This is a genomic window from Nonomuraea sp. NPDC001699 (genome assembly GCF_053596455.1).
The window spans coordinates 133,832-154,909 of sequence record NZ_JBSFGF010000002.1; the positions used below are offsets into that span (position 1 = coordinate 133,832).

20 protein-coding genes are annotated in these 21,078 nt (G+C 70.4%); 9 read left to right on the forward strand and 11 right to left on the reverse strand.

What is annotated here, in order from left to right; translation table 11 throughout:
* Window positions 1–280: 280 nt before the first annotated feature.
* Window positions 281–736: a transcriptional regulator NrdR gene (nrdR, locus tag ACWCSU_RS06090; RefSeq protein ID WP_103955744.1), complete on the forward strand. Its 456-nt coding sequence runs from the start codon at window positions 281–283 to the stop codon at window positions 734–736.
* Entirely contained in the window at window positions 733–3,543 is a 2,811-nt protein-coding gene (locus ACWCSU_RS06095) for a vitamin B12-dependent ribonucleotide reductase (protein WP_357698650.1), read from the forward strand. The genes nrdR and ACWCSU_RS06095 overlap by 4 nt, the downstream gene beginning before the upstream one ends.
* A 65-nt stretch (window positions 3,544–3,608) precedes the next feature.
* On the opposite strand, the gene ACWCSU_RS06100 is transcribed toward ACWCSU_RS06095, so the two are convergent.
* Together ACWCSU_RS06100 and ACWCSU_RS06105 are read right to left on the reverse strand one after the other, a co-directional pair.
* The gene (locus ACWCSU_RS06100) at window positions 3,609–4,433 is read right to left on the reverse strand and encodes a glycerophosphodiester phosphodiesterase (RefSeq protein ID WP_449933902.1); all 825 of its coding nucleotides are present in this window, start codon (window positions 4,431–4,433) and stop codon (window positions 3,609–3,611) included.
* 188 nt (window positions 4,434–4,621) lie between these two features.
* The gene (locus ACWCSU_RS06105; RefSeq protein ID WP_449933904.1) at window positions 4,622–7,183 is read right to left on the reverse strand and encodes a glycosyl hydrolase family 18 protein; all 2,562 of its coding nucleotides are present in this window, start codon (window positions 7,181–7,183) and stop codon (window positions 4,622–4,624) included.
* Window positions 7,184–7,282: 99 nt separating this feature from the next.
* Here ACWCSU_RS06105 and ACWCSU_RS06110 point away from each other — a divergent pair, with 99 nt between their 5' ends.
* Window positions 7,283–8,674 carry an MFS transporter gene (locus ACWCSU_RS06110; RefSeq protein ID WP_449933906.1) on the forward strand — a complete coding sequence of 464 codons (1,392 nt, stop codon included), beginning with the start codon at window positions 7,283–7,285 and terminating at the stop codon, window positions 8,672–8,674.
* Here ACWCSU_RS06110 and ACWCSU_RS06115 read toward each other — a convergent pair.
* From ACWCSU_RS06115 to ACWCSU_RS06125, 3 genes are all read right to left on the reverse strand, one after another.
* Window positions 8,634–9,086, reverse strand: a complete 453-nt coding sequence (locus tag ACWCSU_RS06115) for a pyridoxamine 5'-phosphate oxidase family protein (RefSeq protein ID WP_357698640.1) — start codon at window positions 9,084–9,086, stop codon at window positions 8,634–8,636. The genes ACWCSU_RS06110 and ACWCSU_RS06115 overlap by 41 nt on opposite strands.
* Window positions 9,087–9,148: 62 nt before the next feature.
* Window positions 9,149–9,547, reverse strand: coding sequence for an ester cyclase (locus ACWCSU_RS06120; RefSeq protein WP_449933908.1), 399 nt, complete (start codon window positions 9,545–9,547; stop codon window positions 9,149–9,151).
* Window positions 9,548–9,576: 29 nt separating this feature from the next.
* Window positions 9,577–10,041 carry a hypothetical protein gene (locus ACWCSU_RS06125; protein WP_449933910.1) on the reverse strand — a complete coding sequence of 155 codons (465 nt, stop codon included), beginning with the start codon at window positions 10,039–10,041 and terminating at the stop codon, window positions 9,577–9,579.
* 116 nt (window positions 10,042–10,157) lie between these two features.
* Between ACWCSU_RS06125 and ACWCSU_RS06130 the strand changes: the two genes are divergently transcribed.
* Window positions 10,158–11,363 carry an amidohydrolase gene (locus tag ACWCSU_RS06130; RefSeq protein ID WP_364090741.1) on the forward strand — a complete coding sequence of 402 codons (1,206 nt, stop codon included), beginning with the start codon at window positions 10,158–10,160 and terminating at the stop codon, window positions 11,361–11,363.
* A 75-nt stretch (window positions 11,364–11,438) separates the two neighbouring features.
* Entirely contained in the window at window positions 11,439–12,524 is a 1,086-nt protein-coding gene (locus tag ACWCSU_RS06135) for a PrsW family intramembrane metalloprotease (RefSeq protein WP_449933912.1), read from the forward strand.
* A gap of 57 nt (window positions 12,525–12,581) precedes the next feature.
* On the opposite strand, the gene ACWCSU_RS06140 is transcribed toward ACWCSU_RS06135, so the two are convergent.
* Window positions 12,582–13,916 carry an MFS transporter gene (locus tag ACWCSU_RS06140; RefSeq protein ID WP_364090735.1) on the reverse strand — a complete coding sequence of 445 codons (1,335 nt, stop codon included), beginning with the start codon at window positions 13,914–13,916 and terminating at the stop codon, window positions 12,582–12,584.
* Window positions 13,917–13,970: 54 nt separating this feature from the next.
* On the opposite strand from ACWCSU_RS06140, the gene ACWCSU_RS06145 reads away from it, so the two are divergent.
* On the forward strand, window positions 13,971–14,489 hold the full coding sequence (locus ACWCSU_RS06145) for a winged helix-turn-helix transcriptional regulator (RefSeq protein ID WP_357698629.1): 519 nt from the start codon (window positions 13,971–13,973) through the stop codon (window positions 14,487–14,489).
* 34 nt (window positions 14,490–14,523) lie between these two features.
* Window positions 14,524–15,144, forward strand: coding sequence for a pyridoxamine 5'-phosphate oxidase family protein (locus ACWCSU_RS06150; RefSeq protein ID WP_357698627.1), 621 nt, complete (start codon window positions 14,524–14,526; stop codon window positions 15,142–15,144).
* 61 nt (window positions 15,145–15,205) lie between these two features.
* Here ACWCSU_RS06150 and ACWCSU_RS06155 read toward each other — a convergent pair whose 3' ends face one another.
* From ACWCSU_RS06155 to ACWCSU_RS06165, 3 genes are all read right to left on the reverse strand, one after another.
* Entirely contained in the window at window positions 15,206–15,379 is a 174-nt protein-coding gene (locus tag ACWCSU_RS06155) for a hypothetical protein (RefSeq protein ID WP_449933915.1), read from the reverse strand.
* A 170-nt stretch (window positions 15,380–15,549) separates the two neighbouring features.
* A complete protein-coding gene (locus tag ACWCSU_RS06160) occupies window positions 15,550–15,996 on the reverse strand; it encodes a carboxymuconolactone decarboxylase family protein (protein ID WP_357698622.1) in 447 nt (148 codons plus the stop codon).
* Window positions 15,997–16,097: 101 nt separating this feature from the next.
* Window positions 16,098–16,571, reverse strand: coding sequence for a hypothetical protein (locus ACWCSU_RS06165; protein ID WP_449933917.1), 474 nt, complete (start codon window positions 16,569–16,571; stop codon window positions 16,098–16,100).
* Window positions 16,572–16,649: 78 nt separating this feature from the next.
* Between ACWCSU_RS06165 and ACWCSU_RS06170 the strand changes: the two genes are divergently transcribed.
* Window positions 16,650–17,756 (forward strand): MFS transporter, encoded by a 1,107-nt coding sequence (locus tag ACWCSU_RS06170; protein WP_449933919.1) that lies wholly within the window; start codon window positions 16,650–16,652, stop codon window positions 17,754–17,756.
* A 79-nt stretch (window positions 17,757–17,835) separates the two neighbouring features.
* A complete protein-coding gene (locus ACWCSU_RS06175; RefSeq protein ID WP_357698615.1) occupies window positions 17,836–18,087 on the forward strand; it encodes a hypothetical protein in 252 nt (83 codons plus the stop codon).
* A gap of 10 nt (window positions 18,088–18,097) precedes the next feature.
* Here ACWCSU_RS06175 and ACWCSU_RS06180 read toward each other — a convergent pair whose 3' ends face one another.
* The gene (locus tag ACWCSU_RS06180) at window positions 18,098–19,201 is read right to left on the reverse strand and encodes a winged helix DNA-binding domain-containing protein (protein WP_449933921.1); all 1,104 of its coding nucleotides are present in this window, start codon (window positions 19,199–19,201) and stop codon (window positions 18,098–18,100) included.
* A 175-nt stretch (window positions 19,202–19,376) separates the two neighbouring features.
* Entirely contained in the window at window positions 19,377–21,071 is a 1,695-nt protein-coding gene (locus ACWCSU_RS06185) for an ABC transporter family substrate-binding protein (protein ID WP_449933923.1), read from the reverse strand.
* Window positions 21,072–21,078: the final 7 nt, after the last annotated feature.

Consider the following 21,078-nt stretch of genomic DNA (forward strand, 5'->3'; position numbering starts at 1 on the left):
GCCGGCGCGGGCGCGCGGGGGCCTGGCCGGGGCGACACGCCCGGGGCCTGTGTGACTGAGGGGCTGATCAGCGACTTCGGCTCCACGGTGCCGCTCAACTTGCGTTCATGGTCGCGCGCTTCTACGGTTGGACCACAACATCTAGTAGTTACACCGATGTCGGTTCACCACACCTTGTGTTTCCGTGACCGCACCATGGCGAGCCGTGGGGCGTGCGCGAGCGTACCGCGGCGAGGGTTTTACGCGTGTGGTGTGCCGTGCAGGTCAAGGAGGCGAAGCCGTGCACTGTCCGTTCTGTCGCCACCCTGACACCAGGGTCATCGACAGCCGGTCCACGGACGACGGCGCGGCCATCCGGCGCCGCCGTACCTGTCCCGAGTGCGGGCGCAGGTTCACCACGCAGGAGACCGTCCTGCTGATGGTGAGCAAACGCAGCGGGGTGACGGAGCCGTTCTCGCGGGACAAGGTCGTCGCGGGCGTGCGGCGGGCCTGTCAGGGCAGGCCGGTCAGTGAGGACTCGCTGGCGCAGCTCGGGCAGCGCGTCGAGGAGGCCATCCGGGCCAAGGGCGCGGCCGAGCTGCCGTCGAACGAGGTGGGCCTGGCGATCCTCGGTCCGCTCCGGGAGCTGGACGAGGTGGCCTACCTGCGATTCGCATCGGTTTATCGCGGTTTCGAGAGCCTGGCGGACTTCGAAGCCGAGATCTCACAGTTGAAGGCGGAGAAGGGGGAGTCATGACGGACACGGCCAGCGGTTCAGTGGCGCGCGGGGGAAAGAGGCCGCGTAAGGGGTTGCGGATGAAGCGGATCTTCACCAAGCCCGGCGTGCACCCGTATGACGAGGTCCAGTGGGAGCGCCGTGACGTCGTGATGACGAACTGGCGCGACGGCTCGATCAACTTCGAGCAGCGGGGCGTCGAGTTCCCCGAGTCCTGGTCGGTGAACGCGGCCAACATCGTGACCACCAAGTACTTCCGCGGCGCCGTGGGCACGCCGCAGCGCGAGTGGAGCCTGAAGCAGCTCGTCGACCGGGTCGTCGGCGTCTACACCAGGACGGGCATCGAGCACGGCTACTTCGCCAGCGACGAGGACGCCGAGATCTTCGACCACGAGCTCAAGCACGCGCTGGTCCACCAGGTCTTCGCGTTCAACTCGCCGGTCTGGTTCAACGTGGGCACCGCGTCGCCGCAGCAGGTCAGCGCGTGTTTCATCCTCTCCGTGGACGACCAGATGGAGTCGATCCTGGAGTGGTACAAGGAAGAGGGCGTGATCTTCAAGGGCGGTTCGGGGTCGGGGGTCAACCTGTCCCGCATCCGTTCGTCCAAGGAGCTGCTCTCCAGCGGCGGCACGGCCAGCGGCCCGGTCAGCTTCATGCGCGGCGCGGACGCCTCCGCGGGCACGATCAAGTCGGGCGGCGCGACGCGCCGGGCGGCCAAGATGGTCGTGCTCGACGTCGACCACCCCGACATCGAGGAGTTCATCGAGACCAAGGCGCGCGAAGAGGACAAGGTTCGCGCCCTGCGTGACGCCGGTTTCGACATGGACCTGGGCGGCAAGGACATCGTCTCCGTCCAGTACCAGAACGCCAACAACTCGGTGCGCGTCTCCGACGAGTTCATGAAGGCGGTGGAGAAGGGCGACGAGTTCGGCCTGCGCGCCCGCCTGACCGGCGAGGTCATCGAGAAGGTCGACGCCAAGGACCTGTTCCGCAAGATGGCCAAGGCCGCCTGGGAGTGCGCCGACCCGGGTGTGCAGTACGACGACACGATCAACGACTGGCACACCACGCCGGAGACCGGCCGGATCACCGCCAGCAACCCGTGCTCCGAGTACGTGCACCTGGACAACTCCTCATGCAACCTGGCCAGCATCAACCTGCTGAAGTTCCTGAAGGACGACAACACCTTCAACGTCGCCGACTTCGTCAAGCTGACCGAGCTGATCATCACCGCGATGGACATCTCGATCACCTTCGCCGACTTCCCGACCGAGCGGATCGGCGAGACCACGCGGGCCTACCGTCAGCTCGGCATCGGCTACGCCAACCTGGGCGCGCTGCTCATGGCCACGGGCCACGCCTACGACTCCGACGGCGGCCGCGCGGTGGCCGGGGCGATCACGTCGCTGATGACCGGTGTGTCCTACCGGCGCAGCGCCGAGCTGGCCGGCGTGGTGGGGGCGTACGACGGTTATGCCCGCAACGCCGAGCCGCACAAGCGGGTCATGCGCAAGCACGCCGCGGCCAACGACAACCTGCGCACGGTCGGCACCATGGACGCGAAGATCCACGCCGAGGCGTCGCGCCAGTGGTCGGAGTGCCTGAAGGTCGGCGAGAAGAACGGCTACCGCAACGCCCAGGCCAGCCTGCTCGCCCCCACCGGCACCATCGGCCTGATGATGGACTGCGACACCACCGGCATCGAGCCCGACCTCGCGCTGGTCAAGTTCAAGAAGCTGGTCGGCGGCGGCTCGATGCAGATCGTCAACCAGACGATCCCGCGGGCGCTCAAGCAGCTCGGCTACCAGCAGGAGCAGATCGAGGCCATCGTCGAGTACATCGGCGAGCACAGCCACGTCGTCGACGCCCCCGGCCTGCGCAAGGAGCACTACGAGGTGTTCGACTGCGCGATGGGCGAGCGGGCCATCGCGCCGATGGGCCACGTGCGGATGATGGCGGCGACCCAGCCGTTCCTGTCCGGCGCGATCTCCAAGACGGTCAACCTGCCGGAGTCGGCCTCGATCGACGACATCGAGCAGGTCTACCTGGAGGGCTGGAAGCTCGGCCTGAAGGCGCTGGCCGTCTACCGCGACAACTGCAAGGTCGGCCAGCCGCTGTCGGCCGGCAACGGCGCCAAGAAGGACGAGCCGAAGGCCGTCGAGGCCGAGCCCGAGGTCAAGGTCATCGAGGTCAACCGGCCGACCCGGCGGCGCATGCCCAACCAGCGTCCCAGCATGACCACCCGCTTCACCGTGGGCGGGGCCAAGGGCTACATGACCGCTTCGTCCTACCCTGACGACGGGCTCGGCGAGGTCTTCCTCAAGATGTCCAAGCAGGGCTCGACGCTGGCGGGCGTCATGGACGCCTTCTCGGTGGCGATCTCCATCGGCCTCCAGTACGGGGTGCCGCTGGAGACGTACATGAGCAAGTTCGTCAACATGCGGTTCGAGCCGGCGGGCATGACGGACGACCCGGACATCCGGATGGCCACGTCGGTGATGGACTACATCTTCCGTCGTCTGGCCCTCGACCACCTGCCCTACGACGAGCGGGCGGCCCTTGGCATCTTCTCGGCGGCCGAGCGCGCCGCGCAGCAGCGCGGCGAGGACCCGGCGGCGCTGCAGGAGGCGGTCGACCGCGAGGCGCTGGCCCAGTCGGCGCCGATCGAGGAGAAGCCGAAGCCGGAGCCGGTCAAGGAGCTGACGCTGGAGAGCCACCAGCGGTTCACCGCCGACGCGCCGCTCTGCATGACCTGCGGCACCAAGATGCGGCCCGCCGGAAGCTGCTACGTCTGCGAGGGCTGCGGCTCGACCAGCGGTTGCAGCTGATCCGAGTTGCTGAGCTGAGCTGAGGGGGATCCGGGAACGGGTCCCCCTCACCGGCGTTCGCGGGGTCAGGTCTCGGTCAGCACGTCGCGCAGGACGTCGGGCCGGTCGGTGATGATGCCGTCCACCTGGTACGTCAGCAGGCGGCGCATGACGTCGGGGCTGTCGACCGTCCAGGCGAAGACCTTCATGCCGTGGTCGTGGACGAGCCGCACGTACGAAGGGGTGATCGCGGTGTACGGCGGGTTGACGTATGTCGCGAACCTGGACAGGCCGGACAGCGTGTCGGCGTCCGGCGTGCCGAGCAGCCCGATCGGCACCTCGGGCAGCAGCCGGTGGAAGGCGCGCATCGAGTCCCAGTCGAACGACTGCGCCACCAGCCGTCCCGGCATGAGCCAGACGGGATCGGCGCGCAGCGTGCGGACGATGCGTTCCTCGATGCCCGGGTAGAGCCGGGGCTCCTTGACCTCCATCAGCAGGCCGACGCGGGAACCGGCCATCGCGCGCAGCGCCTCCTGGAGGGGCGGGACCCGCTCGCCGGTGTACTCCCGGTCGAACCAGGAGCCCGCGTCCAGCGTGCGGATCTGCGCGAGCGTGAGGTCGCGCACCCGCCAGGGGGCCAGCTCGGGCAGGACGTGCTCGACGTCGGTGGTCCGGGCGAGGGTGGTGTCGTGCATCAGGACCAGCTCGTGGTCCTTGGTCTCCTGGACGTCCAGCTCGAACATGGCGGCCCCCTGGCGGGCGGCGAGCTGGAAGGCGGCGACGGTGTTCTCCGGCGCGTACGCCGACGCGCCCCGATGGGCGACGTCGACCACAGTGCCGACCGCGGCGGCAGGCGGGGAGGCCAGGGCCAGGAGGACGAGGGGCAGGGACAGGGCGAGTCGCCGGAACATGGATCTCCTCGGTTGGGGGAGGGGACCGACAAACCCGACCATGACAAGGCCGGATGACCGTGAGTTGAGGGCTCGGTAACGGAGTGGTGCCCGCCGGATGAGACTTTGACACCGCGGGCGGCAAGGCTTCTGGGACACGCGTGAGGGGCGGGTCGCCCGTGGCGGCCCGCCCCTCCGGTGTGCAGGTGTTACCTGAGGCCACCGTCCAGCGCGGTGGTGAGGACGCCGGTGTCACCCGACATCTCCCAGATCATCGCGCCCAGCAGCCCCTTGCTCTTGAGCCAGGCGGTCTTCTTGCCGATCGACCAGGCGTCGTCGAACGACCACCACTGACCGTTGTTGCCGGTGTAGCAGTAGGTGGCGACGGCCACCTCGTCGTGGCGGACCGTGCAGCCGGGCACCATGGCGAGCAGGTTGCTGTAGCCGCGGGTGCCCGCCTCCTCCTGGAACTGGCCGGGAGCCGCGCCGTGCGCGTCCTGCCACTCGCCGGCCTTGCCGCCGTCGGTCACCTGCTGCCAGCCGCGGCCGTAGTAGGCCAGGCCGATGGTGAGCTTGCGCGGGTTGACACCGGCCTGGAGGTAGACGTCGACGGCCTTCTCCACGCTGAAGTCCGGGTTGTACGGGCTGTCCGCGTCGAGGTACAGGTTGCCCTGGTGGCCGGTGCGGTTCGGCTCCCAGGAGTTGTCGCTGCCCGCGCCGTGGAAGTCGTAGCCCTGGATGTTGAAGATGTCCAGCGACTTGGCCACCTCGGGCAGGTCCCAGCCGGCGGCGATCTTGGCCGGGTCGGCCGGGGTGAACGCCGTGAGCTGGTACCGCTTGCCGGTCGTCGTCGTCAGCGCGTCGAGCTGGCGGCGGAACTCGGCGATGAGCAGCGTGTTGTTGGCCTTGTCGTTGGCGCCCACGTGGTTGCCCGCGTGTCCTTCGGCGCCCGGCCACTCCCAGTCGAGGTCGATGCCGTCGAAGATGCCGGCGGCCGTGCCCGGCCCGCCCTTGCCGTTGTAGTCGGGCAGGTTGCCCTTGATGTAGGTGTCGATGCAGGAGGACACGAACTTCTTGCGCGAGGCGTCGGTCGCCGCCACGTCGGAGAAGTACTTGGAGTACGTCCAGCCGCCGAGCGAGATCAGCACCTTGAGGTTCGGGTACTTCGCCTTGAGCTTCTTGAGCTGGTTGAAGTTGCCCTGGAGCTTCTCCCAGCCGGTGTCGGCGACGCCGTCGACCGACTGGGCGGAGCTGAACGGCCTGCCGTAGTCGGCCTCGGCGTCACCGGCGCCGTCGCCCTGGTTCGGGTCCTGCGGGTCGGACGTGGTGCCCTTGGTGACGCCCTGCAGGCAGGTCAGGTTCTTGGAGTCGATGTTGGCGAAGGCGTAGTTGATGTGGGTCAGCTTCGCCGCGTTCCCGGTGGTGTCGAGGTTGCGGACGAAGTACTGGCGGCCGTAGATGCCCCACTGCACGAAGTAGCCGACGCGGGCGTACCCGGTCTCGACGATGTCCGACGTCGTCACCTTCACCGGGGTGGAGGCGGCCGAGAGGTTGTCGTACAGGTCGCGGGCCTTGACCGTGAAGGTGTACTCGGTCGAGGGGGACAGGCCGGAGACGACCGCCGTGGTGCCCGTGACGGTCGTGGCCAGGGTCGAGCCGACGAAGACGTCGTAGTTGGCGACGCCGGTGTTGTCGGTGGAGGCCGTCCACGCGAGCGAGACGCTGCTGGACGACTTGGCCGTGCTGCGCAGGCCCGACGGCACCGAGGGCGCCTGCGAGTCGTCGGCCGGGTTGCGGGTGGTCACCTTCAGCGGCGCGGAGGCGGCCGACAGCGTGCCCTTGCGGTCCTTGGCCTTGACGGTGAAGGTGTACTCGGTGTTCGGCGTCAGGCCGGAGACGGTGCCGGAGGTCTCGGTGACCGAGGCGGCCAGGGCCGTGCCGTTGTAGATCTCGTACCCGACGATGGGGAGGCTGCCCTGGGTGGCGGCGTCCCAGGCGAGCGAGACGGTCTTGGTGGTCTTGACCGGCGAGCGCAGGTTCCCGGGGGCGCCGGGCGGCACGTCGGGGGTGCCGTCGCAGTTGACGTCGTTGATCCGGCAGCTCGTCGGTTCGGCGTTGGCGGAGCTCACGGTGAAGCTCGGGCTGTAGGGCTCGGTGGTCGCGCCCGCGTTCACGGTGGTGTTGTAGTGGACGGGTGTCAGCGTGACCGTCCGCCCGCTCTGGGTGAGCGAGCCGTTCTGGGCGTTGCTCGCGGTGACGCCGGCGGGCAGGTCGAAGACGATCGACCAGCCGGTCAGCGCCGTCGTGCTGTTGTTGGCGACGATGAACTTGGCGGAGGTGCCGCTGACGTCGTACGTGGCGCTGACCGGGGGCTTGGCGGGCGGGTCACCGCCGGTGCCGTCGCAGTTGGCGCCGTTGATCAGGCAGCTCGTCGGCTGGACGGCCGAGCTCAGCGTGACCTTGGGGCTGTAGGGCTCGGTGTTCTTCCCCGCCTGCACGGTGTTGATGTAGAAAGCGGGGGTGAGCGTCACCTTGGTGCCGTTCTGGCGGATGGTGGCGTTCTGGGGGTTGCTCGCGGTGACCCCGGACGGCAGCTCGAAGACGATCGACCAGCCGCTGACGGCGGTCGTGCCCGGGTTGCTCACCAGGAAGGTGCCCGTGTTCCCGGAGAGGGAGAACGTGGCGATGAGGCGGCTCGCGGCCTGTGCGGGAAGGGTGCACATGCCGATGATCACGAGAACAGCGATCAGGGGGGTGACTAATCGGCGCACGTCAAGGACCTTTCATTAAAGAAAGTTTCCTAACAATTACGCGGATCGTAAGCCCGTCCCACTGAACTTGCAAGAGCCTGTCTGATCTAGCCTGACAAGATGAGAGGGGTGCTGCCGGTCCTGCTGTCGGCGTGGTTCATGGCCCAGTTCGACTTCTTCGTGGTCAACGTGGCCGCGCCCGCCGTCGAGCACGACCTGAACGCCGGACCGGCGGCCCTGGAGCTGATCGTCGCCGGGTACGCCTTCACGTACGCGGCCGGCATGATCACCGGCGGCCGGCTCGGCGACCGCTACGGCTACCGTCGCCTGTTCGTCCACGGCGTGGCCGGTTTCACCGTCGCCTCGGTGTTGTGCGGCCTGGCCCCCGGAGCGGCCTGGCTGGTGGCCGCCCGCCTGCTCCAGGGCCTGGCGGGCGCCGTCATGGTGCCCCAGGTGCTGGCCATGATCTCGGCCGTCTACCCGCCGGAGCGGCGCGGCCGCGCCATCGGCTGGTACGGCGCCGCCGGCGGCCTCGGCTCCATCGCCGGCCAGGTGCTCGGCGGCCTGCTGCTCACCGCCGACGTGCTCGGCCTCGGCTGGCGGGTCATCTTCCTGATCAACCTGCCGGTCGGCCTGGTCGTCGTGCCGCTGGCCCGCCGGCTGCTGCCCGAGGCCGGCCGTCGCGAGCCCGTCGCGTTCGACCTGCCGGGCGCGGCCGGGCTCGCCGCCGGGCTGGCGCTGCTGCTGGTGCCGCTCGGCCTGGGCAACAGCCTGGGCTGGCCCGCCTGGACGTGGGCCGCCATGGCGGCGAGCGCGCCGGTGTTCGCGCTGACCTGGTGGTGGCAGCGGGCCCTGGCCGCCCGCGGCGGGCAGCCGGTGCTCGACCTCGGCCTGCTCAAGGTCCACTCCTACCTGGCGGGCGTGGCGGCGATCGTCGCGTTCATGGCGTACTTCGCCTCGTTCATGTTCACGCTGACGCTGCTGCTGCAGAACGGGCTCGGGCTCACCGCCTTCCAGGCGGGGCTGGCGTTCGCGCCGATGGGCGTGCTGTTCACCGTGACCTCGCTGCTGGGCACCCGCCTGGTCAGCCGGTACGGGCTCGTCGTCGTCATGGTGGGCGGCCTGGTCACCGCCCTGGGGCTGGCGCTGCTGGTGGTGGGGGCCGGGCGCGGGCTGCCGTCCATCATGGTCGCGCTCGTGCTCGTGGGCTCGGGCAACGGTCTGGTCCTGCCCCGGCTCATCGGCGCCGCGCTGGTGGAGGTCGCGCCGCACCAGGCCGGCATCGGGTCGGGGGTGCTCAGCACGGCGCAGCAGTTCGCCGGCGCGGGCGGCGTCGCCGTGATCGGGGCGGTCTACTTCGCGGTCGCCGAGGGCGGCCACCACGCGCGGGCCATGCGCTGGTCGGCCGCCATCGACCTGGCGCTGATCCTGCTCGTGGTCGCGATGGTGGCCTACAACCGGCGGCGCGCCGTCAGGAAGGCGTCGGGAGCAGGGTCCCGTAGAGCCGCCTGACCCTGATTCTGACCACCAGCCGGCGGTCGGCGACCATGCGGTGCAGGAACGCCAGCTCGCCCCCGGCGTCGCCGAACGACGGCTGCATGGCCAGCAGCTCCAGCCCCACCTCGTCACCCGGCCGGTCGCTCACGGGGGACAGCTCGGCCTCGCCCTCGGCGACGGCGTAGGAGCCGAAGTCGTCGCTGGCGACGTAGAGCGCGCAGCGGGCGTCCTTGTGCAGGCGGCGTACCGTGAGCCGGTCGGCGACGGTCGAGATCCGCACCACCCGGGGACTGGGGTCCCAGGTGTAGACCACGGTGGACAGTTGCGGGGGGCCGCCTGAGCCGTTGGTGGCGAGCGCGCCGAAGCGCTGGCCGGCGAGCAGCGCCGACAGAGCCTCCTCGGGCAGCTCCAGCGGCTGTGCCCCCATCGCCCCCATACCGCCCATTGCCTCCTGTGACATCCCTCGACCCCCGTCGTGATGCGGAGCTGTCAGCCTATCCCGAGTTGTCGGGAGAGTGACTGTGCGTCGGAGATCACCCAATATTCGGAGAATCGTCCGTCCGTCGCACGCAGGAGGTCGTGCCCGGAGAACGAGATCCGAGTGCCCGGCGGGGCGCTCGCGCCGGGCAGGCCGCCCCGGTAGGCGCCGCTGAACGTCCACCGGGCGGCGACCAGGTCACCGTCGACGGCCGGGCCCACGTCGAGCGTGACCCGGACGTCGTCGAACGGCTCGCGGCCCTGCCGGATCGCCTCGGCCAGCCCTTCGGGCCCGTGCACGTCCATGCCGGGCCAGTGGCCGACGAATTCCCGGGTGACCAGGTCGGGCGCGAGGGAGAGGTCGCCGTTCCACAGTTCGAGCAGCCAGCGCTCGTACAGTTCGGTCAGCATGGCGGTACGCCTACCCCCGCGCGACGGGCTCAGCCGCAGTTGCCCCAGCTGGTACGGCCACCGCCCGCGATGTGCCCGTTGGTCCCCTGGATCGTGCCCCAGAACTTCACGCAGGCGCTCTTGGCCCAGTATTTGACCGGCCCGGCGTACTGCCCGAACTTGCCGGCGTCCATGCGCACGATCGGGTCCTGCTTCTCGTCCTTGCGCGCCTTGGGCATGACGGTGAGCCTGGCGCTCATCTGCGTCTTCGAGCCGATGAAGCTCGACTTGATCGTGACGACGCAGTTCTCGCCGGTCCCGCGGTTGTAGAGCAGGTAGACCGTGCCGTAGCGCTGGCCGCTCTGGGTCTTGACGGGCTTCGTGCCGTCGGAGATCAGCCCGAAGCCGGAGCCGCAGATGCTCTGCGGGCTGCTCGCGGCCGTGGCGTTCGCCGGAGCCGCGACAACGCCGCTGAGGCCGATCGCCGCCGTGAGAAGGATTGCCTTTGCCGGCATACGCACTAGTACGTCCCTTTCGGTTGGCCTTGACTCAAGATCTCGACAAGCATGCCCGAAACTCGGTTATCGGTCCAGTTTCATGGAGGAAAGCATGGCGACTGTAGGTTTCCGCTATGACTCTCGCCATCATCAACGGATATGTCGTACCGGTTGACGGAGATCCGATCGAGGGCGGCACCGTCCTGGTCGACGACGGGAAGATCGTCACGGTGGGCCGGGACGTGCCGATCCCCGGCTCGGCCACCGTCGTGGACGCGGGCGGCGGCTGGGTCCTGCCCGGTTTCGTCGAGGCGCACGGCCACCTCGGCGTGTACGAGGAGGCCGAGGGCTGGGCCGGCAACGACACCAACGAGATGACCGACCCCAACGGCGCCCGGCTGCGCGCCCTCGACGCCATCAACCCGGCCGACCAGGGCTTCGCCGACGCGCTGTCCGGCGGCGTCACCACGGCCGTGATCAAGCCCGGGTCCGGCAACCCGATCGGCGGGCAGACGGTCGCGGTCAAGTGCTGGGGCAGGTCCGTCGACGAGATGCTGGTCAGACAGCCGGTGAGCGTGAAGAGCGCGCTGGGGGAGAACCCCAAACGCGTCTACGGCGACCAGAAGAAGCTGCCCTCCACCCGGCAGGGCGTGGCCGCGGTGATCCGCGACGCGCTCATGAAGGCGCAGGACTACAGGGCGAAGAAGGCCGCGGCCGAGCGCGAGGACAAGCCGTTCGACCGCGACGGCACGCTGGAGATCCTGGCCCGGGTGCTCGACGGCGAGCTGCCGTGGTGCCAGCACGCCCACCGCGCCGACGACATCGCCACCGCGCTGCGCCTGGCCGACGAGTTCGGCTACCGGCTGATCCTCAACCACGGCACCGAGGGCCACCTGCTGGCCGACACGCTGGCCGAGCGGAACGTGCCGGTCATCATCGGCCCGCTGTTCACCAGCCGGTCGAAGGTCGAGCTGCGGCAGCGCGCCCTGCGAAACCCGGGCATCCTCGCGCGGGCCGGGGTCGAGCTGGCGATCACCACCGACCATCCGGTGGTGCCCATCCACTTCCTCGTCCACCAGGCCACCCTCGCGGTCAAGGAGGGGCTCGACCGGGACACCGCGCTGCGCTCGATCACCGTCAACCCGGCCCGCATCATGGGCCTCGACGACCGGGTGGGCTCGCTGCGGCCCGGCCTCGACGGCGACGTGGTCATCTGGTCCGGCGACCCCCTCGACGTGATGAGCCGGGCGCTGCGGGTGTTCATCGCCGGGCGCGAGGTGTACTCCTACGTGGACGGGGAATCCGTCGTCGCCGATCCCTATTACCGCGAGTCACGGTGATGTAAGCGACTGTCAAGTGTGCGACGGCCGGGAACGCTCATAGTAGGTGCACTCAGTCGGAGAAAGGCGCCCCCCATGACAGCTCCGCAGTTCGCCAAGAGACCCAGCAAGGCGCTCCTGATCGGCCTGGTGGTCTCAGGCGTCCTCGCGCTGATCGTCCTCGGTCTCATGCTGCGCAAGGGAGGGCCGGTCGGGTTCGGGCTGTCGGCCGTGCTGGGGCTGGCGCCGCTGCCGGTGCTGCTGGCCGCCGTGCTCTCGCTCGACCGGCTGGAGCCCGAGCCGAAGCTGCACCTCGCCTTCGCCTTCGCGTGGGGCGCGGGCCTGGCGATCGTGCTGGGCGTCGGGCTGACGCTGGCCGGGCAGGCGCTGTTCCTGCGGGCCGGGTACGGCGCCCAGCTCGTCAACGACGTCGGCACCGTGTTCCTGGCCCCGGTGATCGAGGAGGCGCTGAAGGGCTCGGCGCTGCTGCTGCTCCTGCGCAGGAAACAGGAGATCGACGGCCTGACCGACGGCATCGTCTACGCCTCCATGGCGGGCCTCGGCTTCGCCGCCGTGGAGAACATCGGCTACTACCTGATCGCGTTCGGCCAGGACGGCACCGGCGCCGCGGTGCGGCTGTTCGTGCTCAGGGGGCTGATCGACCCGCTCGGCCATCCCATCTACACCTCGATGATCGGCCTCGGCGTCGCCTACGCGCTCACCCGCCGCACGCCCGCCAGGTTCGCCGCGATCCCGCTCGGCTACCTGGGCGCGGTCGTGCTGCACGGGCTCTGGAACGGCGCCGCCTCCACCCAGTCGCTGGCCTGGCTGGGCACGGCGTACCTGGTGATCATGGTGGCGCTGGTCCTGCTCATCGTGGTCACCGTCGTCGAACGCCGTCAGCTCGTCTCGAAGATGGGCGTCTACCTGCCCGGCTACGGCAGCACCGGCCTGGTCACGGCGGACGACCTCACGATGCTCAGCACGCTCAAGGCGCGCAAGGCGGCCCGCAAGTGGGCCAGGGGGGCCGGGCTCGGCCGCGCGATGAGCGACTACCAGCAGGCCGCGACCGAGCTGACCGTGCTGCACCTGCGGGCCGAACGCCAGGGCATGGACCCGGGCCGGTTCGAGACGGAACGCGCTGCCCTGCTCAGCTCCATGGCCCACGCCCGACGCTGGTAGCCGGGGTCAGGCTCACGGGCGGGTGAGCAGCGCGGCGGGGGCCGTGACGGGTCAGGTTCACGGGCGGGTGAGCAGCGCGGCCAGGGCCGTGGCCGCGCTCAGCACGATGCAGGCCGCCACCGCCACCGTCGCCCCCTGCTCCACGCCGAACGCGCCGACGACCGCCGCCACGCCGGCCGCGCCCAGGGAGGAGCCGACGTACCGGGCGGTGTTGTTGGCGCCCGACCCCATGCTGACCCGGTGGGCCGGCACGCTCTCGATCGCCAGATGGGTGATCGAGGAGTTGATCAGCCCTGACCCGGCGCCGCTCACCACCAGCCCGGCCACGACCAGCGGCAGGTCCAGCGAGCCGCCCACACCCAGCAGGCCCGCGAACCCGAGCGCGGTCAGGCCGAGGCCGAGGGCCAGCCGGGCGGCGGTGCGCAGGCGTACCAGCCGGGACAGCAGCGACACCGCGAACGACGTGCCCGACCAGAGGCAGAACAGCAGACCGGTCTGCAACGGCGTCAGCGCGTGCGCGGTCTGCAGCACGGTCGGCAGGTAACTGAGCAGGCCCACGACCGCCGCCCCGACGACCAGCGCGCCGCCGGTGGCGACCAGGAACACCGGCCGTCCGAACAGCTCCAGGTCGAGCAGCGGCTCCGGCCGCCGGCGCTCCACCGCCACGAACGCCGCCACCAGCACCGCCGCCAGCACGAACGCCCCGATCACCACCGGACGCCCCCACCCGGCACGCCCTTCGGTCACGCCCGCGACCAGCGCCCCGACGCCCAGGCTGAGCAGCAGCACGCCCGGTACGTCGAACCGGCGCGGCGCGGGGGAGCGCGACTCGTCAAGCAAGCGCGCCGACGCCGCCGCCAGGACGACCGCGCCGGCCGACAACACCCAGTAGACCGCCCGCCAGCTCACCGCCATGGCCAGCGCGCCGGAGACCAGCGGGCCCACCGCCGTGCCCAGCCCGATCATGGCACCATAGAGTCCCGTGGCCCGCACCCGCGCGGCGCCGGAGGGGTAGGCATGGCCGACGATCCCCAGGCTGGCGGCCAGCATCGCCGCGCTCGCCCCGCCCTGCACCAGCCTGGCCAGCACGAACACCGGCACGGACGTGCTCAGCGCGGCCGCCACCCCGGCGACCGCCAGCACCGCCGACCCCCACACCAGCACCCGCCTGCGCCCGTGGTCGTCGGCCAGCCCGCCGGAGACCAGCAGCAGCGCCGACAGCCCGAGCGAGATCCCGCCCAGCATCCACACCGGCCCCGTCGCCCCCGCGCCCAGGGACGCGGCCGTCTGCGGCAACGTCACCATCGGGACCGTGTAGTTCGTCAGCACCAGCAGGGGCGCCGAGGACGCCACGGCGAGCGTGCCCGGCCGGACCCGAGTCAGTTCGGTCATTGAACTCATTCGCGCAACGTACCACGGTTCGATGAATGAACTAACATGGGTTCCATGGCGCTCGGCAAGAACTACGAAGGCCAGGACTGCTCGCTGGCCAGGGCCCTGGAAGTGATCGGCGAACGGTGGACGCTCCTGGTGGTCCGCGACGCCATGTACGGCGTACGCCGCTACGGCGACTTCCTCGCCCACCTCGACATCCCCAGGGCGGTCCTGTCCCAGCGGCTCGGCGCGCTGGTCGAGGTCGGCGTCCTGGTCAAGAGCCGCTACCAGGACAACCCGCCCCGCGACGAGTACGTCCTGACCGCCGTGGGCCGCGAGCTGTGGGTCCCCCTGCTGGCCCTGTCCCAATGGGGCGAGCGCAACCTCGGCGGGGCCGGGCCGCGCCGCCTGTTCCACCACGTGACCTGCGGCGCCCGGCTCGACCCCGTGTCCCGGTGCCCGTCGTGCGGCACGGTCGTCGGGGTGGAGGAGATCGAGGTGCGCCCCGGCCCCGGCCTGGAGCACAACAGGGACGACCCGGTCAGCATGGTGTTGCGTGAGCCCCACAGGATGCTCGCCCCGGTCTCCTGACAGAATCGGGCGGTAACCCCCGAAAGGAGATCAGATGAGCTGGGCGGAGATCGGGTCCGAGGAGGAGTTGCGGGAACTGCTGGGCGAGGTGATGCCGCGGGCCGCGACCAAGGAGCGGGTCCGGCTGCACGCTCGCGACCGCGACTGGCTGGCGGCCTCACCGCTCTGCCTGATCGCCACGTCCGACGACAAGGGCAACTGCGACGTCTCGCCCAAGGGTGACCCGGCCGGGTTCGTCCACGTCGTCGACGACACCACGATCGCCATTCCGGACCGTCCGGGGAACCGCCGGGCCGACGGGTTCCACAACGTCCTGAGGAACCCGCACGTCGGGCTGATCTTCGTGGTCCCCGGCCGCAACGAGACCCTGCGCGTCAACGGCCGTGCCCGGCTCGTGCGCGAGGCGCCGTTCTTCGACGAGATGATCGTCAAGGGCCACCGGCCGCGGCTCGCCCTGGTGGTGGAGATCGAGCAGATCTTCTTCCACTGCGCCAAGGCGTTCATGCGTTCGCAGCTCTGGACGCCCGACTCCTGGAACCCCTCCGCCCTGCCCTCGCACGCCAGGCTGATCAAGGAGGTCCAGGTCGTGGAGGAGACGCTGGAGCAGTTGGAGTCGTACTACAGCGAGTCCTACGCCAAGAGGCTCTACGGCTGATCCGTACGGCCGGCGGGGGGAGCCGGTGCCGTCGGACCTCGGGAGTGCGGGATCGTGCGGGTCAGGCGGCGGGCGTCGGCCCGCCGGGGAAGTGGAGCACGTTCTGGCCGCTGTAGGCCCGCAGGTCGACCACCTTGGGGTCGGCGGTCACGGCGCTTCTGCGGCGGGCCGCCGCCCGGATGTCGCGGATCTTGTGCCTGGCGACGTGCGGCGGCACGACCGCAAGCCTCTTCATGTGAGCCCCCCGTGATGTTCCTGTTACCTCTGTTATCTACCGATACAGCCGTAAGTTCGCTGTAAAGGGTAGCTAATAGGGCAACTTTCGCCCCGAGGGGGTGCACAGATCCGGCTCGGCCGGCGGCTGCGGACGTCTCCTGCTCGTGGATCCCAGGACTCCGACGCGCGTCAGGTCCCCGGAACCAGGCGGGCGGTCACGCCGACCCGGTTCCAGGCGTTGATCATCGCGATGGAGACGACAAGCGCGGCGAGCTGCTTCTCGTCATAGTGCTCGGCCGCCTGCTCCCACACCTCGTCCGGCACGGCCTCGCCGCGGTCGGCCAGGCGGGTCGCCTCCTCGGTCAGCGCCAGGGCCGCCCGCTCGGCGGGGGTGAAGACCGTGGCCTCCCGCCAGGCCGCGACCGACCACAGCCGCTCGTCGCTCTCCCCGGCCTTCTTCATGTCCCTGCTGTGCATGTGCACGCAGTAGCCGCAGCCGTTGATCTGGCTGGCCCGCAGCTTGACCAGCTCGATCGTGGCCGCGGGCAGGTCGCTGCCGTGCATGTACGCCTCCACCGCCAGGAACCCCCGGTACGCCTCCGGGGCGAGCTTGGCGATGTCGATGCGCTGGGTCATGGTGATCCTCCCTGTGTCGTCCGCTTCCATGACGGCTTCCATGACACAGGACGAGGTGGCCCCGCGCGATGTGACAGCTCCGGGAGGGGAATTCTCTGGTCTCAGCCCGCGCAGTTGCCCCAGGAGCTGCGGCCGCCCCACGCCTCGACGCGGTTGTCCGGGGTGCGCGTCCAACCCGCGTACTTCACGCACTTCCAGCTACCGTCGATGTGGCCGGTCTCGGCGTAGAAGCGGTAACGCTGCACGTCCTCGCTCCGGCCACCGCCGCGGACCTCGATGGAGGCGCCGGTGACCGTAGGGGTGCCGCGGTAGGCGATCTTGATCGCCGCGACGCAGTTCTTGCCGGCGCGCTTGTTGTACATCAGGTAGACGTGTCCGAGAACCGCTCCGTCGCGCGTCTTCAGCGCGCGGTGGCCGTCCCGCACCCGCTGGTAGCCCGCGCCGCAGACGCGCTCGGGCGTCTCGGCGGAGGAAGCGGCGGAGGCGGAGGTGGCCGAGGCGGCGTAGGCGGAGGAGGGGACGGCGGCGATACCGGCGGCGACCAGACCGGCCGCGATGACCGTGCGCGTCAGCACGATATTCCCTTCGGCGGGGGATAAAAGGACGTCGTCGATCTTTACCGAGACTTGACCGTAATTCAAGGGGGTTGGTGAATGCCGCTCATCGCGGTGTCCGCCGTCTGGGCCGTGTTCTGGGGAGCCTGGTCGGCCCTGCTGCCGGCGGTCAAGCTGGAGCTGGGCCTCTCGGCGGCGCAGCTCGGCGCGGCGCTGAGCGCCGTGCCGATCGGAGCCCTGCCCGCGATGGCGCTGACCGGCCGGCTGGCCCGCGGACGCGAGCGCCGGGCCCTCATGGCGGCGACCGCGCTGTTCGGGCTCACCGTGGCGGGGCTCGCCGCCGTCACCGGGCCCTGGCAGCTCGCGGCCGCGCTGCTGCTGCTCGGCGCGGCCAGCGGCGCGCTCGACGTCACGCTCAACCTGACCACGGGACGCGTCGAGCGCGAGAGCGGCCGGCGGCTCTTCCAGGTGGTGCACGCGGCCTTCCCGGTCGCGGTCATCGTGGCCGCCCCGCTCGCCGGGCTGGCCCGGTCGCTCGGGGTGCACACCGGGACCGTGCTCGTGGTGATCGGGCTGCTGGTGGCGGCGACGTCCCTGTCGCTGCCGGCCCTGCCCGTCGGACGCGGCCGGCCCGCGCCCTCCGGCGACCCCCGCGCGGGACACCGGCTGTGGGGGCTCGCGCTGCTGCTCGGGACGCTGGCCGGCTGCGTGCTGGTGATCGAGAACGCGGTGGAGCAGTGGTCGGTGCTCCTGCTGGAGGAGCACCGGGACGCCACGCCCCTGACGGCCAGCCTCGCGCCCTCGGTCTACATGGCCGCGCTCACGGCCGGCCGGATCGCCGCACATACGCTGCCCCCGGTGCCGCTGCGCGCGTTGTACCTGGTCGCCGGGGCGGGCGGCGCGGCCGGGATCGCCCTGGCCGGGCTCGGCGGCGGCGTGCCGCTGTCCATGGCGGGCTTCGCCCTGACCGGGCTGACGCTCGGGCCGCTGGTGCCCGCCCTGCTCAGCCGTGCGGCCGCCGACGACCCCACCGGGACGCTGGTGTGGGGCGTGTCCACCGTCTCCTACACCGGGTTCGTCGTCAGCCCGCTGCTGGTGGCGGGCCTGACCGGGCCGTTCGGGCTGCCCGTCGCGCTCGCCGCGCTCAGCCTGCTGGGGCTGCCGCTGATCGCACGCTTCGCCGTCATCGATGGTGAATCAGCCTGAATATGGTGCTTCGTTGGGGAAAGCGCACCACGGATCCGGGTATTGCCCGAGGTGATCGGACCGTGAAGAGGGGATCACCATGGCCGTCTGCGACAACTGCGGCAACGACTACGACATGGCCTTCGAGGTGCACGCGCAGGGCGCGGTGCACACCTTCGACTGCTTCCAGTGCGCGATCGAGGCCATGGCGCCGATCTGCGAGCACTGCGGCACCAAGGTCATCGGCCACGGCGTGCAGTCGGGCGAGCACTGGTACTGCTGCGCCCACTGCGCCCGCGAGGAGGGCAACAAGGGCATCGTCGACCGGGTGATGGCGAGCACGTCCGCCTGACCCGCGGGCGCTACGCCTCCTTGAGATCCAGCAGCGACCGCATGCGGCTCAGGGAGCGGTCGAGCGCGTCCTGAGGCACCGGGGCGGCGAGGTCGAGCGTGATGGCGCCGCCCTTGGCCTCCCAGACGCCGGCCACCCGCCCCTCGTGCACCACCACGGGCGAGATCCAGCCCGCCTGACGGCTGACCTTCGGCTTGAGCGGCGGCGGGACGAGCGGGGCGAGGGTACGCGGCGCGCCCAGGATGAACTGGTCGAAGCCCGGCAGCAGGTGGACGTCCGCCGAGGGCCGGGTGGCGGCCAGGTCGTCGGCGTGCTCGGCCAGCGCGTGGAGAACCGTGCCGTCGTCGGCCCTGACCTCCACCAGCTCGGGGGCCAGCCCCTTGACCCACCCCCTGAGCACCGCCTTCCTGGCCACGCCGCCGAACAGCCAGGTGTCGAACATCTCCGGCGTGGCCGGCCCATGGGCGCCCAGGAACGCCCGCAGCACCCGCACCCCGGCCTCTTCCTGGTCGGGGAGCACCCCCGGCCAGCCCGGGACCCACGATCGCGGCGCGGTGAAGGTCACCTTGCCCTCGCGGGGCGGCCCGTAGCACAGCTCGCCCAGGCGGCTCAGCGGCTTGAGCAGCGCCCCCCACCCGGACGTCAGCGCCTCGCGCAGATGGGCCTGCCCGGTCAGCGCCACGACCTCCTCGACCAGCTCCTCGCGGGTCAGCGGCGCGCCCTTCAACGCCTCAGGGACGGCCTCGATGACGGCCTCGATCTCGGCGGCGGTCACGCCGTGGCCGCGCTGCCAGGAGCCCTTCTCCCAGAAGCGCAGCGTGCTCAGCGCCGCGCACAGGCCGGCCAGCTCGTCGGCGGGCACCAGGTGGAGGGTGCCGCGCATGAGCCAGGTCTTGACCAGGGCACGGTCGGCCCACAGGGCCTGGTCGATCTCGCCCGGGACGGGCCGGGTGCTCCGGACCGCCACCGCGAGCTGGGCCGAGGAGGCGACCTGCGCCTGCACCCCGCACAGCCGGCGCACCACCGAGACCGCGTCGGGCCCGTCGGCCGCCGCCACGAACTGCCTGCGCAGCCGCCAGGCGAGGATCTGCGGCCAGGTGAGGTCCATCGTCATGCGTCACTTCTACCGTCTCCCACCGACAGTCCGTACATCCGCGCTCCTCGCGGCCGTTCCGGTCGCCTTCCTCCCGCAGTCCGTCGACCCGCCGCCCGCCGCCGGGTGGACGTGGCGACGGGCGGCATCTTCATCGGGCTCGGCGTGAAGCCGGCCGTGGAGCGCTGGGCGCGGGTCAGCCGGTGAAGCCGATGTCCTCGTAGCGCAGGTCGTAGAAGCCGCGCGCGCCGACGTTGGCCAGGGTCTGCCTGGCCGCCACGTTCTGCGGACGCTGGTAGAGCGGCAAAACGTTGACCAGCTTCCAGATCAGCCCGTCGGCCTCGTTCGTCTGGGTGCGGGCCGCCGCCGGGTCGAGGTTCTGGGCCGCCTTGTCCATGGCCTGGTCGATCTCCGGCGAGCCAGTCCGGCCGAAGTTGGCGTTCCAGGTCTTGCCGTTCGCTGAGTTCGCGTAGATCCCGTAGCTGCTCGAAATCGGATAAGGCGTGCCGATGTAGGCGAAGGGCGTTATGTCGAAGTTCCCGGGGATGACGTACTTGGTGAAGAAGTCGTCGCTCGGCACCGCCTTGATCGTGAGCTTCACCCCGATCTGGGCCAGCATGTTCTGGGCCAGCTCACCCTCCGACTTGCTCAGCTGCACCCCCGACGGCACCACGAACCGCAGGTCGAGCGGCTGCCCGTTCTTCTGCCTGACGGCTCCGTTCAGCTTCCAGCCGGCCGCGTCGAGCATCTGCTTGGCACGGTCGGGGTTGTAGACGCCGAGACTTCCGGCGTTGTCCAGGTATCCCTCCTGGGTGTTCATGAAGAAGTGGTTGTTCAGCGGCTCGATCGGCCAGTCGAGCCCCTGGAGGTCGGACTGCGCGATGGCCTGCCGGTTGATGCCGAGCTGGATGGCCTGCCGCACGTTGACGTCCTTGAGCAGCTCGCTCGACCCGTTGAAGGTGAAGTGCCGGAAGTCGGGCCCGGCGGCCTGGCGCACCTGCGCGCCCTGCGTGGACCTGGCCCGCGCGTAGTCGGGCGCGGAGGGCCCTACGTCGATGAGGTCGAGCTCCCCGTTGCTGAACGCGCCGATCAGCGAGTCCTGCTCCGAGGCCCGGTAGATGATCTGGTCGAGCTTGGCCCGGTCGCCCCACCAGGTGTCGTCCCGGACGATCGTGATGGTCTTGGCCGTCTGGTCGAAGCCCTTGAACTTGAACGGCCCGGCGGTCACCGGGATCTTGTTCAGCCAGGAGGTGTTGAAGGCCTGCGGGGTCCGGTTCGTCGCGGCCGGCAGCAGCGGCCCGAACAGCGACTGCCAGTCGCCGAACGGCTTGACGAAGGTGACCTTCACCTCGTGGTCGTCCTTGCCCCGCTCGACCTTCTCGATGTCCTGGTAGCCGGTGGCCGAGACGATGTGGAAGTCGGGGTTGCGGCCGTTGAGCGCCTGCCACTGGGCCTGGTAGTCGGCCCACGTGATCGGCTGCCCGTCCGACCACTTGGCCTTGGGGTTGAGGGTGTACGTGACGACCTGCTTCGGGCTCTGGTCGGTGACCTTGGCGTCGAGCACGTAGTCGCGGTCGACGGTGATCTCCGCCTTCTCGTCGGAGACGAACGGCGAGGGCAGCAGCGCGTTGCTGATCACGGCCGCCACCGCCAGGTTGCCGTCGACGTGGTTCCTGTTCCACTGGCTGGGGAACTCGTTGATGCCCCAGCGCAGCGTGCCGCCGTCCTTGACCTTGTCGCGCGGCTGCGGGTTGATGTCGAAGGCCCTGATGGTCTTGTGCGCACCTTGCGTGCCGCTCGTCGAGCCGCCCCCCGAGCCGCCGCCGCCACAGCTCACCAGCGACAGCGAGCCCGTCACGGCGACGGCCACGACAAGACGTGAAGGTTTCATCGAGCGC